Source organism: Vibrio hannami, from assembly GCF_029589055.1.
In the GTDB taxonomy this organism is placed as follows: Bacteria; Pseudomonadota; Gammaproteobacteria; order Enterobacterales; family Vibrionaceae; genus Vibrio; species Vibrio hannami.
Genome location: NZ_JARQZP010000007.1, coordinates 1,834,077 through 1,849,237 on the forward strand (window position 1 = coordinate 1,834,077; position 15,161 = coordinate 1,849,237).

The window sequence follows — 15,161 nt, forward strand, 5'->3', positions numbered from 1 at the left end:
CTATTCACCCAATTTTATTTTTCTGAGTTTCGGTGAGTCTTCAAACATATCCTGATGGGTCGTCAGAAGCACAATGCCGCCTTTCTCTGCATGTTCTAAGAAAAGGTTCTCCAGAACCTTAACACCCTGCTTATCGATAGCAGTAAGTGGTTCATCAAGAATCCATAAAGGCTGCTCGCTAATCCACAGTCGTGCCAGTGCTACCCTTCTCTGCTGACCGGCGGATAACTGGGCGACAGGCACATCTTCCCGACCTGCAAGGCCAACCTGAGCAAGTGCCTGCCATAAAACTTCTTTGTCAGAGTGTTTTTGATGGATAGACTGATAGAAAGAGAGGTTTTCAAATCCTGTCAGCTCCCGTTTTACACCTGTCTGGTGTCCGAGAAACAGCAGATCCTGATGAAAGGCGTCTCTATCAGCCTGAGTCGAAAGCTGTTTCCAAAACACCTCTCCGCCATCCTTATCACCCAGCCCGGCTATAATTCGGAGCATGGTGGTTTTTCCGGTACCATTTCGTCCTTCTATCTGGACAATTTCTCCGGAATTAACTGTAAAGGAAAGGTCTTCGAAAAGGACCCTTTCATCCCTGATCGCCGTAAGATTTGATACTTCTAACATGTATGTAAAATTTTATTAAGCAAGACGGCTATCTTAACATAGTGCGAAAGAGCCCAAACAGTGCGTAAGCAGCGGGAAACTTAAATATTTTTTCTTTGATGTCATGCGCTATCACAAAATTACAAAAAAGTATGAGCACATAATACTTTAGGGGTAGTTACAAAAAAAGAGCATAAACGCTCTTTTTGTTAACCGCATGATAACATGGAGTTATCTTTTTACCGGCTCTCGGCGGTGATTTGATTGCGAACCTGCAGCTCTTTTCATCTTACCCGCCGTCTGACGACTTAGCGGAGGGACACTTTCTTTACCCGCAATTTTGTTTTGCAGTGACATCATCAGTTCAGCTTCTGCTTTTGGTAACTCGCACTCTTCTATCAGCTCATCTAAGCCAGCGCCTAGCTGCACCATTTTGCTTGCTCTGGAGTAAAGCCTGCTGTCCGAATCGACATGTTCTAGTTCAGTGACTCTTTCAGACAGATGTTTAATAACATCTTGCTGCTCAGTGACTTTTTGACCAAGTCCTACCACAACTGAACGTACTTCAAGGAGCTGATTGTTGACCTTTTGGAGCTCTTTCTCCATATGCCTGTTAGCTTGTCGTAACCTGTCAGCCTGTTGTTGGGCATGATTGCGCCCTTTAAACCAAATAAAAAGCACAAACACTACAAATACGACACCACCAATGATAAGCGGTACCGTATTTGCGTTAACTAGCTCAACCATTACAGGTGCGCCATTTCAGCCCATTCTTCGTCAGTAAGTAGCTTATTCAGGTCAACAAGAATTAACAACTTACCGTCGCGGTTGCTAACGCCCTGGATAAACTTAGCACTCTCGTCGGTACCGACGCTTGGCGTGGTATCAATTTCAGAAGCACGCAGGTAAACAACTTCGGCTACGCTATCAACAAGAATACCGATAACCTGGCGCTCAGACTCAATCACAATAATACGAGTATTGTCTGTCACTTCGCCTTCCATCAAACCAAAACGCGAGCGGGTGTCAATAACAGTAACTACGTTGCCACGTAAGTTGATAATACCCAGTACGTAATCCGGAGCTCCTGGGACTGGAGCGATTTCTGAATAACGCAGAACCTCGCGCACTTGCATTACGTTAATGCCGTAGGTCTCCTCTTCCAGCTGGAAAGTTACCCACTGAAGTACTTCGTCATTAGCCTGATCTTTTTTAGCTTCTACTTCATTAACTTGAGACATGGTTTTCCCTCTTTGTGTCCTGCGGACAAATTTATCAACTGTCTAGAGATTTTACGTCCAGACCAGCATTTAACATTTTTATAAGTGCTTCAACATGAATTAAAGCACACATTTTCTCTCTTACCATACCCGCAAGCCATGGTCTTTTTCCTGCCTGCGTACGCCAGTTAACCTTGTCGGCGTTTAAGGTTTCGGTACCTTTTAGTTCCGTACTTGCTAACCCCCAATTACTGAGGCCTAACATAACTACGTATTGGTAACCCTCTTTGTGGCTATCATCGGATAATCTCTCGGCCATAACCCACTTAGCGGTATCGACAACATCCAACTGATCTTCTTTGTTGGTCTGCAATCCCAGGTACCACCCTGGTCTGCCAATAAGATGACTCATATCTCCGATTCGGTGAATACCACCAAGCTCGTCCAATGGCACCGCAAAAGTAACGCCAGTTACCTCAAAGTAAAGTACCTGAAAATCTTCGCTGCGTTCTGTACTCTGCCAGTCGTATGTATCCATTCCACCGGTCTGAGTTTCGAGTTCTACTTCCTGCTCTTCGACAACTTCTTCGACTATCTCTGTTTGCGGTACCTCAGATATTTCAACCTCGGGAGTCGCTTCTTTAATCACCTCTTCAGCAAGCTGTTCAACAACGGGAATATCCCATTCCTGAATCTCTTCAACCTCGGTTACCGATTTAGCAATATCGTCAGTATTCTTCTCCATGATGCCTGAAACATCAGCTGCAAAGTCGGTGCTTTCGAGCTTATCAAGCAAACGTTGTACATCTTCGAGGGCCGGTACCTCAAATTCGTTATACTCTAGTTCAGTATAGGACGAATGAAAGTCAGGTTGTAATTTTGCTTCCGGAACAAATGTTTGTTCTTTTTCATAAGCACCCGAAGTTTCAAGAGCGACTTCAGGCTCCTGCACTTCAACAACTTCTTCATGAGGAGGTTCGAGTACAGCCACTTGCTCAGAAGGCAACTGTTCAGAAGAGGATTGCTCAGGAGAAGATTGTGCAAGTGCAAAATCCTCAACCAGCTCTTCCTCAAGCAGTGCAGTGAAGTACTCATCCAGCGCCTGTTCACCGGAAAGGACGTGATCTTTTTTATCCATCAACCGCCAGCCTCTCGAGGTAAATTAGCAACTGTTTATACGCAAAGACCCCTCTGCTACCCTCTGCGAAATGAGAAGCCGGAAGGTTTTTTAAACTCGCATCACGAAATTTGGTATCAATTGGTACCGCTGAAGCCCAGACCTGGTCTGGATAGTCCTTCTTCAACTGGGTCAAGGTCTGTAGTGACGCCCTGGTACGCTTGTCATACATGGTAGGCACAATCGTGGTTTTAAATTCCCGATTACGCGATTTCTGCATAATGGCTAAGGTACGAACCATTCTTTCCAGGCCTTTCATCGCCAGGAACTCAGTCTGCACCGGGATCAAAATACGGTCACTTGCAGCCAGAGCATTCACCATCATAACACCAAGAATAGGCGGGCAATCGATCAACACATAATCGTAGTCATTGTGTACCGATAGCAGAGCTCTTTTCAGAATAAGCCCCATGCCACTGCGATTCCCCATAACACGGTCGAGTGTCGCCAGAGACATGTGTGCCGGTACGAGATCAATGTTCTCTATTTCAGTTTTTAAGATGAGTGGTTGAACACTTTCTCGATTCAGCTCTGGCAGTTGGAAAAGATCAAATAAACTGTTTGCCACAGCATCAGAATCAAACCCGAGATAGGTCGTCAATGAGCCATGCGGGTCGGTATCGACTAAAAGCACTCTATGGCCTTTTTTCGCCAACAGTCCTGCTAAAGTAACAGTTGTTGTTGTTTTACCGACGCCCCCTTTCTGGTTTGCAACGCTCCAGACTATCATCAAAAACTCCTACGCCAGACCAACTTCAACAAGCATTCGCTCGGAAATGCGCTCCAGCGGAAGATCTTCAGTAGAGATCCCAGCTTTTGCCACAGCCTGAGGCATACCATAAACCACGCAGCTCTCTTCATCTTGAGCCCAGATTGTCGCACCCGCTGATTTCAACATACGGGCACCTTCTCGGCCATCAGCTCCCATTCCGGTTAATACCATTGAAAGAACCTTGTCACCATAAATCTTGGCTGCTGAACCAAAAGTTACATCAACACATGGTTTATAGTTCATTCGGTCACCACCATCGAGAACCTTGAGTCTCGCGCTTCCAGGTCGGCCATCTACCATCATCTGCATACCACCAGGAGCCAGATAAGCAACACCTGGTTTAAGAACATCGCCATCTTCTGCTTCTTTTACCTGGATCTTACATAAAGAGTTAAGTCTGCTAGCAAAAGCTGCCGTAAACGTCGCCGGCATATGCTGAATCAGCACGATAGGATGAGGGTAGTTCGTTGGTAACTTAGTCAGTATCTTTTGTAACGCGACAGGCCCCCCGGTCGAAGTGCCTATCGCTGTTAACTGATATTTCTTACCACTAGCACGAAACTTTGCATTGTTAACAACAGGCTCTGGTTTTGCCGCTCTGGTCGCAGAACCTGGTGTTGTTCGCAACGAGCTCGTTGTCGTTGTTCGTCTTGCCGTAGTAGCAGTCGAAGTGACAGGCGCTCTGCGCATAAATGCACGTTTACGAGCTATCTCTGCCACTCTCTGCTGCAGCAACTGAGTCGCTTCATCTCTGTTTCTTGCAATATCTTCAAACTTCTTAGGTAAGAAGTCCAAAGCTCCTGCGTCCAGCGCATCAAGTGTCGCTCTGGCTCCATCATGAGTAAGAGAAGAAAACATCAATATTGGCGTAGGCTGAGTTTTCATTATTTTCCGAACAGCAGTAATGCCATCCATAACTGGCATTTCGATGTCCATCGTAATGACATCAGGCTTAATCTCTTTAGCCTTCTGCACCGCCTCTTTACCGTTAGTTGCGACATCCACGACTTCAAGACGAGCGTCAGAGTTAATAATCTCACTTACTCTGCGTCTGAAAAAACTTGAGTCATCAACAACCAGTACTCTTACTGCCATAAATCCCTTCTTCAATTACATACGAGAACGTGTCGCGTACTCTTTTAATAGGTTTGGTACATCCAGAATAAGTGCAATATGACCATCACTTGTGATAGTTGCACCAGCCATTCCCGGAGTTCCCTGTAATAATTCATCCAGCGGCTTGATCACCACCTCTTCTTGACCGATAAGCGAGTCAACAACGAAACCAACACGTTGGCTGCCAATCTGAACAATAACTACGTGACCATGCCCTTTACGCTGATCAACCATGCCTGCTTTAGGCACTAACCAGTTTTGTAGATAGAACAGAGGAATTGATTTTTCACGGACAATGATTGTTAACTGGCCATCAACCACGTTTGTTTTGCTTAAATCAAGGTTGAAGATTTCGTTCACACTAGCTAGTGGTAGTGCAAATGGCTGCTCACAAACACCAACCATTAGCGTAGGCAGAATCGCAAGTGTCAGAGGAACTTTAATAGTAATCTTCGTGCCCTTACCCATTTCAGAGTCGACATCAACCGAACCATTAAGTGTATTGATCGCTGTTTTCACAACGTCCATACCAACACCACGACCAGAAATATCCGAAATATTCTCTTTACTTGAGAAGCCAGGAGCAAAGATTAGGTTAAAACACTCTTTGTCTGTCAGGCGTGTAGCCGCTTCAGTATCCATAAGACCACGTTTTACCGCGATGCCACGCAACTTGTCAGGATCCATACCACCACCATCATCAACGATGGCCAGCTCGATGTGGTCACCTTCCTGAGAAGCAGACAGAATCACTTTACCAGTACGTGATTTGCCTGCTTTTTCACGAATATCCGGCATCTCAATACCGTGGTCTACCGAGTTACGAACCAGGTGGATCAGCGGATCGGCTAGTGCTTCTACCAGGTTCTTATCCAGGTCGGTCTCTTCACCGCGCATCTCAAGAACAATATCTTTTTTCAGCGTCCTGGCCAGGTCGCGGACAACTCGAGGGAACCGGCCAAACACCTTCTTGATTGGCTGCATTCGGGTTTTCATTACCGCGCCCTGAAGATCTGCGGTAACAATGTCCAGGTTAGCTACAGCCTTAGACATTTCCTCATCGTTGCGGTTCAGGCCAAGGCTAACCAGACGGTTTCTCACCAACACTAGCTCACCAACCATATTCATGATGGTATCCAGCGTCGAGGTATCTACACGTACAGTTGCTTCTGCCTGTGGCTTAGGCTGTTGGGCTTGTTGTTTAGTTGCTGCAGGTTTTTCTGCCGCTGGTTTAGCCTGTGCTGATGCAGCTGGTTTTTTAGCTGCTGGAGCTGAAGGTTTAGGCTCTACAGGTTTTGGTGCTGCTGGAGCAGCAGGGGCAGCGTTTGCAGAAACAGGTTTGGTTGCCGCGTCTAACTCTTCGACGCTTGGCCCTTTGCCTGTACCATGCAACTGATCGAGGAGTTTCTCAAACTCATCATCCGTCATTAAGTCTTCATCAGAACCCGGATTATTTACAGGCGCTTTGGCTACCGGAGGAGGTGTAGGTGCGGAGGCTGCCTGGCCACCAGGTGCGCCACCTTTACCATGCAACTGATCTAGCAGTTTCTCAAATTCGTCGTCGGTAATATCACCGCTATCGGTGACCGCTGGTGCAGCAGGCTGAGGGGTATCTGCTTTTGGCGTAGCTGGCTCTGAAGGAGTGGTAGCACCCGGTGCAGCGCCTTTACCATGTAACTGATCCAGCAGTTTCTCGAATTCATCCTGTGTAATGTCATCTATCGAACCAGCATCAATAGCATCACTTGAAGGCGCCGCAGCAGGAACTGGAGCTTCGACCTCTGGTTCAATTACTGGCTCTGGCTCAGGTTCCGCAACGGCAGCTTTCTCGTCTGCACTTTCTGGCTTACTCAGGCGGTGCAACTCTTCTAGTAGAGCTGGGTCTGCTGGCGTTAGTGGCTCTCTTTCCTGAACCGCCGCAAACATTACATTTACAGCATCTAAAGCCTGAAGAATTGTATCCATAAGATCAGCGGTAACACTGCGTTGGCCATTACGAAGAATATCGAAAACGTTTTCAGCACCGTGACAGGCGTCGACTAACTCTGTTAATGAAAGGAAACCGGCTCCACCTTTTACAGTATGGAAACCACGGAAAATTGCGTTTAACAGATCGGCATCTTCTGGGTTATTCTCGAGTTCAATAAGCTGCTCTGATAACAGCTCTAAGATCTCACCAGCTTCAACCAGAAAGTCCTGAAGGATATCTTCATCTAATTCGTAGCTCATACTTTACCTCTAGAATCCTAGACTAGACAACAAATCATCGACGTCGTCCTGTGAGGAAACAGCATCTTCTCTTTCGTGCGGGTTCAGGATAGGTCCTTCTGCCTTTGTGGACTCATCTTGTGCTGTTTCTGTATTATTCTCTATTTGTTCAACACCGAATGTCGTCAATATCTCGACTAAGCGATCTTCCACTTCCCGAACAAGGGTAATAACCCTGGTAATAATCTGTCCGGTCAAATCCTGGAAGTCCTGGGCCATCAAAATTTCGGTGAGTTGCCCCCGAAGCTCTGAACTATCGCCTTCTACCTGAGACAAAAGATCATCAACCTTATGGCAAAGCTCTTTAAATTCAGACAGGTTAATTTTACCTGCCATCAGCTGATTCCACGTTGGACGAATCAAAAGAAGGCTTTCATGGAGTTTGTCGGCAATAGGAAGCATCGCATCCACCGAATCCATGGTTTTGTTTGCGGCTTGTTCTGTTTTGGCTATCACATATTCAAGCCTATCTCTGGCATCCGGTATTTCTTCATTGGCAATTTGACTCATTCGAGGGTCAAATTTGAATTCTGCCAGCGAATTATGCAGCTCACGAGTTAGCTCACCAACCTCTTTTAGCATTGGATTTGCTTGCTCTTTTTGTAGTGATAAAACAAGTTGATCAGCTTCTTCCTGCTGGTCATTTTCCAGCAGTTCTACCAATTGTTTTGCTTGCTCTAAAGAAATCATCTAAATAAGCCCTTTCAACGCTTATTGATTACTCGCTATGGCGTTATAAGCGTTCGAAAATCTTATCAAGCTTTTCTTTTAGCGTTGCTGCAGTAAATGGCTTAACGATGTACCCGTTAACACCAGCCTGAGCTGCTTCAATAATCTGCTCTCGCTTAGCTTCCGCAGTAATCATTAAAACCGGCAGGTGTTTTAGCTCTTCATCTGCTCGAATGTTCTTAAGCAAATCAATTCCCTGCATCCCTGGCATGTTCCAGTCGGTCACCACAAAGTCGAACTCCCCTTTCTTCAACATTGGCAGCGCCGTCAAACCATCGTCCGCTTCCTGGGTGTTATTGAACCCCAAGTCACGTAGTAAGTTCTTTACAATTCTGCGCATTGTTGAGAAATCATCAACAATGAGGATCTTCATGTTTTTATTCAAAATTGCCTCCACTGAGTTTCAAGTCAGTGTTATTAATCGTTTTGGGTCCACGCACTAAGTTTAATACGTAGTCGTTGCATTGATTGGCTAAGTATTTGGCTAACGCGAGATTCGCTAACACCCAAAACTTCACCTATTTCTTTTAAATTTAGCTCTTCATCGTAATAAAGTGAAAGAACTAATGCTTCTCTTTCAGGCAGACTTTTGATCGAGTCGACTAAAGCTTGTCGAAAGTTCTCATCCGCTACTCCCTGAAATGGCGTATTCTCATTAAGATCGTCTCCATGAGTGATGACGTCTTCCGATACCCCTAAATCTTCAATACCAACCAGACGAGAGCAGTTTATATCAGATAGTGCCGAGTGATACTGTTCAAGTGTTAAATTTAGATGTGCGGCAACTTCCGCGTCTGTCGGATCTCTTTTTAGTGCTGCCTCCAGCTCATTAATTGCCTGACTTATCGTTCTGTTGTTTTTGTGAACGGAACGAGGAACCCAATCGCCTTTGCGCACTTCATCTAACATTGCGCCACGAATACGGATACCTGCATAAGTTTCAAAGCTGGCTCCTTTTGAGCCATCATAATTCTGCTGTGCTTCTATCAGGCCAATCATTCCAGCCTGAATAAGGTCGTCAACCAGGACACTAGGAGGCAACCGCCCCAATAAGTGGTGGGCGATTCTTTTAACCAAATCTGAATACTGTTCCAGAAACGACCTCTGACTTGTGAGGTTCGCTTTTTGGTCATATGTTAGCGCCTTATTCACCAAAAGGCTCTCCTACCGATTCTCTTTTCATCAGTAATCTTTCCACAAAAAACTCGAGATGACCACTTGGGCTCTTCGGTATCGGCCAGGTTAACACTTTATTTGCAAGAGAACTCAAAGCAAGTGCCGCTGGCGAACGAGGAAATGCATCTACCACAATCTTTTGTTTTTTAACTGCCTGACGAACTTTATCATCCAATGGAATACATGCTACGAGTTCGAGGCTCACATTCAAGAAGCGCTCTGTGACCAAGGTCAACTTTGCGAATAATTCTCTGCCTTCACGGTAGCTTCTGACCATATTTGCAACAATTTTGAAGCGTTGAACCTGATGTTCCCTGCTTAATAACTTGATTAGCGCATATGCATCAGTGATCGACGTCGGCTCATCACACACCACGACTAACACGTCCTGGGCAGCCCTTGAAAAGCTAACCACCATGTCAGAAATACCCGCCGCTGTATCGATAAGAAGGACATCCATCTCCTCTTCAAGAGAACCGAAAGCACGAATCAGTCCTGCATGTTGTGCATGGGATAACTCTGTCATACTTTGCGTGCCGGATGTCGCTGGAATAATTCTTATTCCATACGGCCCCTCTACAATAGCGTCTTTTAATTCACACTCGCCTGCCAAAACATGCCCAAGGTTTCTTTTACTCTTGATACCTAGCATCACATCGACATTGGCTAATCCTAAATCGGCATCCAGTACCATTACCTTTTTCCCCTGACGGGCAATGGCAATCGCTAGACCTAGCGTAACGTTTGACTTACCAACACCGCCCTTACCACCAGTTACCGCAATAACTTTAGTAAGTGTAGGCTGTGTTAAGCGACGGAGGCCGCTTGCTTGATCATTTATCATATTATTTGTCATAAATTTGTCCGCCGCTAGAATCCTTCAGAATCGCTGTTCCAATAATGAGGTTCGCTTTCTGTTGATTTTTCAAGCAATTCGTTTGCTTTTGCGACCATATATCTTGGCTGAGCGATAACGATATCTTCCGGTACTCGCTGTCCGTTTGCGATATAAGAAACAGGCAATGAATTTTCGATAACAACGCTGATGAACTCACCCAGGCTTAATGACTCATCGATTTTTGTAAGTACACACCCCGACAATGGGATGCGTTTAAAATGTTCAATGGTTTCCTGTAGCACCTTTCTTTGTGCTGTAGCAGGAAGCACCAAATAGCTGCTAATGGCTTCCCCGCTATTTTGCATCAGTGTATCTAGCTGTTCGGAAAGCCTTACATCTCTCTGACCCATACCGGCAGTATCAACAAGAACCAGTCGCCGATTTCTAAGCTGATATATTACTTCGGCCAACTCGACGGTATCTTTAGCAACTCTTACCGGGCAGCCCATAATCCGACCGTAAATTGCCAGTTGTTCATGTGCACCAATTCGATAGGTATCCGTAGTTACCAATGCGACATTATCGGAGCCGTACTCCATTGCAGCCCTTGCCGCTAATTTGGCAATTGTGGTGGTCTTACCCACACCAGTCGGCCCAAGAAGCGCAACCACACCGCCTTTTTTCAGGATATCGGTCTTTGTGACAACAATCTGATCAGAGATAAGCCCAAGCAACGCTTTCCAGGCCTGGGCTGGTTTGGTGTCTTCGGGTATGTAACAGGCGAGCTGATCAGACAGTTCCGAAGAAAGCCCCATTCTTTCAAGGCGTTTTATCAGCATGGCTCGTAGTGGCTCACGGCGTTCAACTTCTTGCCACATAAGGCCTGACACCTGATGCTCCAACAAGCGACGAATTGAATTCATCTCTTCGCGCATAGATTCGAGCTCTTGTGTTGATTCTGACTCAGCGATAGGACCACCACGTTTTTTATCATAGCGAGTAGGATCCAGCTTTGGAGCTTGCCTTGGCATATCACGATCTTCAGCAATCAATCGGGCCAAACCGGATTCTTCAGTGAGTGAAGATGAGATAGGGCCTCTTTCGCCACGCTGGCTCTCGGTACGCGCCCCTCGCCCCTCAGACTGTCGTTTTAGCAGTGATGCTAGTGAATCTGCCTCTGTTGCTGCTGACGAGCTCTGTGGCGTATCTTCCTGGCTATATTGTTTTAGCATGTTTGCAAAACGCTTAGTCATTGAGCCTTGAGCATTATTGTCCGCGGTATTCGATTTTAAACTAACTCTGTCTTCCTGAAGTTCTCTCGAAGCGTATCGGCTATTTACCTGAGTCTGAGCAAAATCATTTGAATAACGTGAGTTCTGAGAAGGTGCAGGAGCGGTATCACCATCAACAGCAGCGACAATCTCAACACCACCAGTCACCTTTTTGTTGGACATAATGACCGCTTCCGCTCCAAGTTCTTCTTTCACCTGAAGCAGTGCTGTTCTCATGTCCTTTGCAAAAAATCGTTTTATCTTCAAGATATGTGTCCAAATTTAATCAGCACGGTTTAATTACCAACAGCCTGTACAATGCGAATCTGTTTTTCATCAGGTATTTCCTGATAAGAAAGAACCCTTAGATTCGGAATAGTGTTCTTAACAAATTTAGCTAAAGTGGTTCGAAGCACACCGGACGTTAGCAGCACCGCAGGTTCACCTTTCAGCTCTTGCTCCTGAGTCGCCTGACTTAGTGAAGCCTGGAGTCTTTCAGCCAAACCAGGTTCAATCCCTGTTGATTCACCACCAGATGCCTGCATGGTTTGATGCAAGATTTGTTCCAGCTCAGGAATCAAGGTTATCACCGGCAACTCAGGTTCTATACCATTGATTTCCTGAACAATTAGTCGCTTAAGCGCTATCCGAACTGCCGCTGTTAAGATGTCAGGTTCTTGACTCTTACTTGAGTACTCTGAAAGCGTCTGAACGATTGTCCGAACATCTCTAATCGGAATCGCTTCGTTCAACAGGTTCTGAAGCACTTTAACAACAACACCAAGTGTAAGCTGATCCGGTACAAAGCCTTCGACAAGTTTAGGTGCCGAACGGCCGAGCATCTCAAGAAGATTTTGAACCTCTTCATGACCAATTAACTGAGATGCATTGTTAGTCAGTAACTGACTCAGGTGTGTTGCTAAAACAGTTGCAGAATCAACTACAGTATAGCCCAGAGCTTGTGCATGCTCACGATGCTCTTCTCTGATCCAAACGGCCTCCAGACCAAACGCAGGATCGACTGTGGGTTCACCCTCTACCATCCCATATACCTGCCCCGGGTTAATGGCTAACTCCTGATCTGGCCTTATCTCTGCTTCACCAACCGCTACACCCATCAAAGTAATTCGATAGCTGTTGGGAGTAAGTTCTAAATTGTCACGAATATGCACCGCTGGGATAAGGAAACCAAAGTCCTGTGAAAGCTTTTTACGCACGCCTTTCACTCGTTCAAGTAACTCTCCTCCCTGATCTCTGTCTACCATCGGAATAAGACGATAGCCAACCTCAAGCCCAATCACGTCAACAGGCTGAACATCATCCCATGATAGCTCTTTCTGTGCAGGCGCTTCCCCTTCCTTAGCTTCTGGTAGTTTTGGCTTCTCAGCTTCTTTTTTCTGTTTTTTGTAAATCAGATAGGCTGCACCGCCTGCTAATGAGCTCAACAATAGGAACGCGAAATGCGGCATACCCGGAACAATACCCATCACACCCAAAATCGCAGAGGTAATCATCAGCGCTTTAGGGTTATCGAACATCTGGAACACCATCTGTTGCCCCATATCTTCATCGGTATTCTGACGGGTTACCATGATGGCAGCGGAGATAGAAAGTAATAGCGAAGGGATCTGAGCAACTAAACCATCACCGATGGTCAGTAGCGTATAGATTTCTATGGCTTCTCGAAAACCAAGATCAAACTGAATCATACCGACGGATAGTCCGCCGACAATGTTGATAAATAGGATAAGGATGCCCGCGATAGCATCCCCTTTTACAAACTTAGAGGCACCATCCATTGAACCGTAAAAGTCGGCTTCTTTGGTTACTTCGAAGCGTCGTGTTCGAGCCTGCTCCTGATCTATCAAACCTGCGTTGAGGTCGGCATCAATCGCCATCTGTTTACCTGGCAAGGCATCCAACGTAAAGCGAGCACTTACCTCGGAGATACGTCCCGCACCTTTGGTCACGACCATAAAGTTGATGATCATCAGGATTAAGAAGACCACAAGACCAACGGCATAGTTACCACCGATAACTACGCTACCGAACGCCTCAATCACGTTACCGGCGGCGTTGCCTCCTTCATGACCATATAGCAGGACGACTCGGGTTGATGCAACGTTAAGCGCTAGTCGTAATAGGGTAGCTATCAAAAGAACGGTTGGGAATGCTGCGAAGTCCAGAGGGCGACGGGTATAAACCGTTACCAACAGAACAACCATCGCCAATGCGATATTGAAGGTAAATGAGATATCGAGCAGCAACGGAGGGATAGGCAGAACTATCATACCCAGCGTTGCAAGGACTAATACAGGTGCACCAATGGCCGGAAGGGCCCTGGTTGGTATATTTGGCAACCTGTCGGAAAACGGTAAATTTAACTTCATATATCAGCTGAGTGAGTATTCAAACCTATTGAATTTTCAATAAGTTAATTTATAGATAAAAGCGCTTTAGTGGTATATGCAATATCTAGTCCAGCAAGTTAAGTCAAAAAGTTGACTTGCTCCGTTGTTAAAGGCGTATCGGGAGTGCTTGCTTCCATGAACCGCTTTGTTTAACTGTAGCACTCATATCCAGCTTCTTCGATCCGGCATGTTCATTACATCAAGCACTCCCGATACACCTTAAGCAGGTACTACGGAGTTTAGAAGTGTGTACTGGGTGTACCCTATGGAACGAACATGCCAACATGATAGACCGAACTTAACAGCGCTCAAGTAACAGTAGCGGTTCGTGGAATAGGGTATTCCCAGTATGCACTTGACCAGTAAGAGTGGAAGCGAGTATCCCGGTGAGTCACGATTTCCTATCGGCTGGTTGGCAAATTAATAGCGCAGATCCGGTGGTATTGGCATATTCTCTTCTGCAAGAGTTGGTCTTTGCCCGCCGCGTTTTCGGAACTGTTTTAGCTGGAATACATATGCCAGCACCTGAGCAACAGCAACAAACAACCCATCTGGAATTTGCTGCTCTAGCTCGGTAGAGTGGTAAAGCGCACGAGCCAAAGGAGGCGCAGGGATAACATAGATATCATGCTCTCGGGCAACTTCACGGATTTTAAGAGCCATATGGTCTGTACCTTTAGCAACCACTATTGGCGCTCTGTCCTTCTTAGTATCATAGCGAAGTGCTACTGAGAAATGCTCCGGGTTAGTAACAACAACGTCTGCTGTAGGCACATCCGCCATCATGCGACGTTGTGCAGCCTCCCTCTGAAGCATCCGAATACGACCTTTAACTTCAGGCTTACCTTCCGTCTCTTTGTATTCGTCTTTCACTTCCTGCTTAGTCATCTTCAGCTGATCTGCGTGTTGCCAGATCTGGAACGGAATATCAATTGCAACGACGACCAGTAAAGAACAACTAATCAGCAAAATAAAGCTAAGGAGTATATCTAAGGCATGGAATATATTTTGTGGGAACACATCCATGCTCAACTGGAATAAATCGATTTTAGAACGCTCGATCAGGTAGAAAGCCATACCCGCTACCAACGACACTTTAAGTATCGACTTAACAAGCTCCACCCAGCTTTGAAGGCCAACCATACGCTTAAGACCACTCAGTGGATTCATTTTAGAGAGCTTAGGCATAGCCGCTTCTGCTGAAAAGCTAATGCCACCAACCCCCGCAGCTCCTACCACGGCAGCAACAAACAGGGTAACTAGAATCAAAGTAAGAGGTAAAAACAGCTGAACCAATGCACCAGATACGATATCTAACAACTTACCTGTATTAAAGATTTCCTCACGGCTTAAAGAAAAAAGACGCGACATCAGTTGGAACAGCCCTTTAGCAAGCTGTTCACCAAACATCATTAAGGATACCGCCCCAACAACAAGCACAGACACGGAAGCTAACTCTTTAGAGCGTGCTACCTGCCCTTTTTCTCTCGCCTGTTGTAACCGCCTGGGCGTGGCGTCTTCGGTCCGTTCCTGACCGTCTGATTCTGCCAATTCAGCCTCCTGAAAAAAGCTAAGTATGCATTCCC

General features: G+C 46.0%; 14 protein-coding genes. All 14 read right to left on the reverse strand.

The features are described 5' to 3' along the window. The gene (ccmA, locus tag P7F88_RS22895) at positions 1-618 is read right to left on the reverse strand and encodes a cytochrome c biogenesis heme-transporting ATPase CcmA (protein WP_277828589.1); all 618 of its coding nucleotides are present in this window, start codon (positions 616-618) and stop codon (positions 1-3) included. A 210-nt stretch (positions 619-828) separates the two neighbouring features. Next, positions 829-1,344: a DUF2802 domain-containing protein gene (locus P7F88_RS22900; protein ID WP_277828591.1), complete on the reverse strand. Its 516-nt coding sequence runs from the start codon at positions 1,342-1,344 to the stop codon at positions 829-831. Further along, positions 1,344-1,838 carry a chemotaxis protein CheW gene (locus P7F88_RS22905; RefSeq protein ID WP_277828593.1) on the reverse strand — a complete coding sequence of 165 codons (495 nt, stop codon included), beginning with the start codon at positions 1,836-1,838 and terminating at the stop codon, positions 1,344-1,346. The genes P7F88_RS22900 and P7F88_RS22905 overlap by 1 nt, the downstream gene beginning before the upstream one ends. Positions 1,839-1,872: 34 nt before the next feature. Then, a complete protein-coding gene (locus tag P7F88_RS22910) occupies positions 1,873-2,955 on the reverse strand; it encodes a chemotaxis protein CheW (protein WP_277828596.1) in 1,083 nt (360 codons plus the stop codon). Next, on the reverse strand, positions 2,948-3,724 hold the full coding sequence (locus P7F88_RS22915) for a ParA family protein (protein WP_277828598.1): 777 nt from the start codon (positions 3,722-3,724) through the stop codon (positions 2,948-2,950). The genes P7F88_RS22910 and P7F88_RS22915 overlap by 8 nt, the downstream gene beginning before the upstream one ends. A gap of 9 nt (positions 3,725-3,733) precedes the next feature. Continuing rightward, positions 3,734-4,861: a protein-glutamate methylesterase/protein-glutamine glutaminase gene (locus P7F88_RS22920; protein WP_277828600.1), complete on the reverse strand. Its 1,128-nt coding sequence runs from the start codon at positions 4,859-4,861 to the stop codon at positions 3,734-3,736. A 15-nt stretch (positions 4,862-4,876) separates the two neighbouring features. After that, entirely contained in the window at positions 4,877-7,111 is a 2,235-nt protein-coding gene (locus P7F88_RS22925; protein WP_277828602.1) for a chemotaxis protein CheA, read from the reverse strand. Positions 7,112-7,120: 9 nt separating this feature from the next. Then, positions 7,121-7,840, reverse strand: coding sequence for a protein phosphatase CheZ (locus P7F88_RS22930; RefSeq protein ID WP_277828604.1), 720 nt, complete (start codon positions 7,838-7,840; stop codon positions 7,121-7,123). Positions 7,841-7,883: 43 nt separating this feature from the next. Continuing rightward, complete coding sequence (gene cheY, locus P7F88_RS22935; protein WP_232767174.1) at positions 7,884-8,252, reverse strand: chemotaxis response regulator CheY; 369 nt, start codon at positions 8,250-8,252, stop codon at positions 7,884-7,886. A gap of 44 nt (positions 8,253-8,296) precedes the next feature. Beyond that, positions 8,297-9,031: an RNA polymerase sigma factor FliA gene (locus P7F88_RS22940; protein ID WP_277828606.1), complete on the reverse strand. Its 735-nt coding sequence runs from the start codon at positions 9,029-9,031 to the stop codon at positions 8,297-8,299. After that, the gene (locus tag P7F88_RS22945) at positions 9,024-9,911 is read right to left on the reverse strand and encodes a MinD/ParA family protein (RefSeq protein WP_277828608.1); all 888 of its coding nucleotides are present in this window, start codon (positions 9,909-9,911) and stop codon (positions 9,024-9,026) included. The genes P7F88_RS22940 and P7F88_RS22945 overlap by 8 nt, the downstream gene beginning before the upstream one ends. Before the next feature lie 14 nt (positions 9,912-9,925). Continuing rightward, the gene (flhF, locus tag P7F88_RS22950) at positions 9,926-11,431 is read right to left on the reverse strand and encodes a flagellar biosynthesis GTPase FlhF (protein WP_277828610.1); all 1,506 of its coding nucleotides are present in this window, start codon (positions 11,429-11,431) and stop codon (positions 9,926-9,928) included. Positions 11,432-11,460: 29 nt separating this feature from the next. After that, positions 11,461-13,554: a flagellar biosynthesis protein FlhA gene (gene flhA, locus P7F88_RS22955; protein WP_277828612.1), complete on the reverse strand. Its 2,094-nt coding sequence runs from the start codon at positions 13,552-13,554 to the stop codon at positions 11,461-11,463. A gap of 441 nt (positions 13,555-13,995) precedes the next feature. Further along, positions 13,996-15,126: a flagellar biosynthesis protein FlhB gene (gene flhB / locus P7F88_RS22960; protein WP_277828614.1), complete on the reverse strand. Its 1,131-nt coding sequence runs from the start codon at positions 15,124-15,126 to the stop codon at positions 13,996-13,998. Positions 15,127-15,161 lie beyond the last annotated feature (35 nt).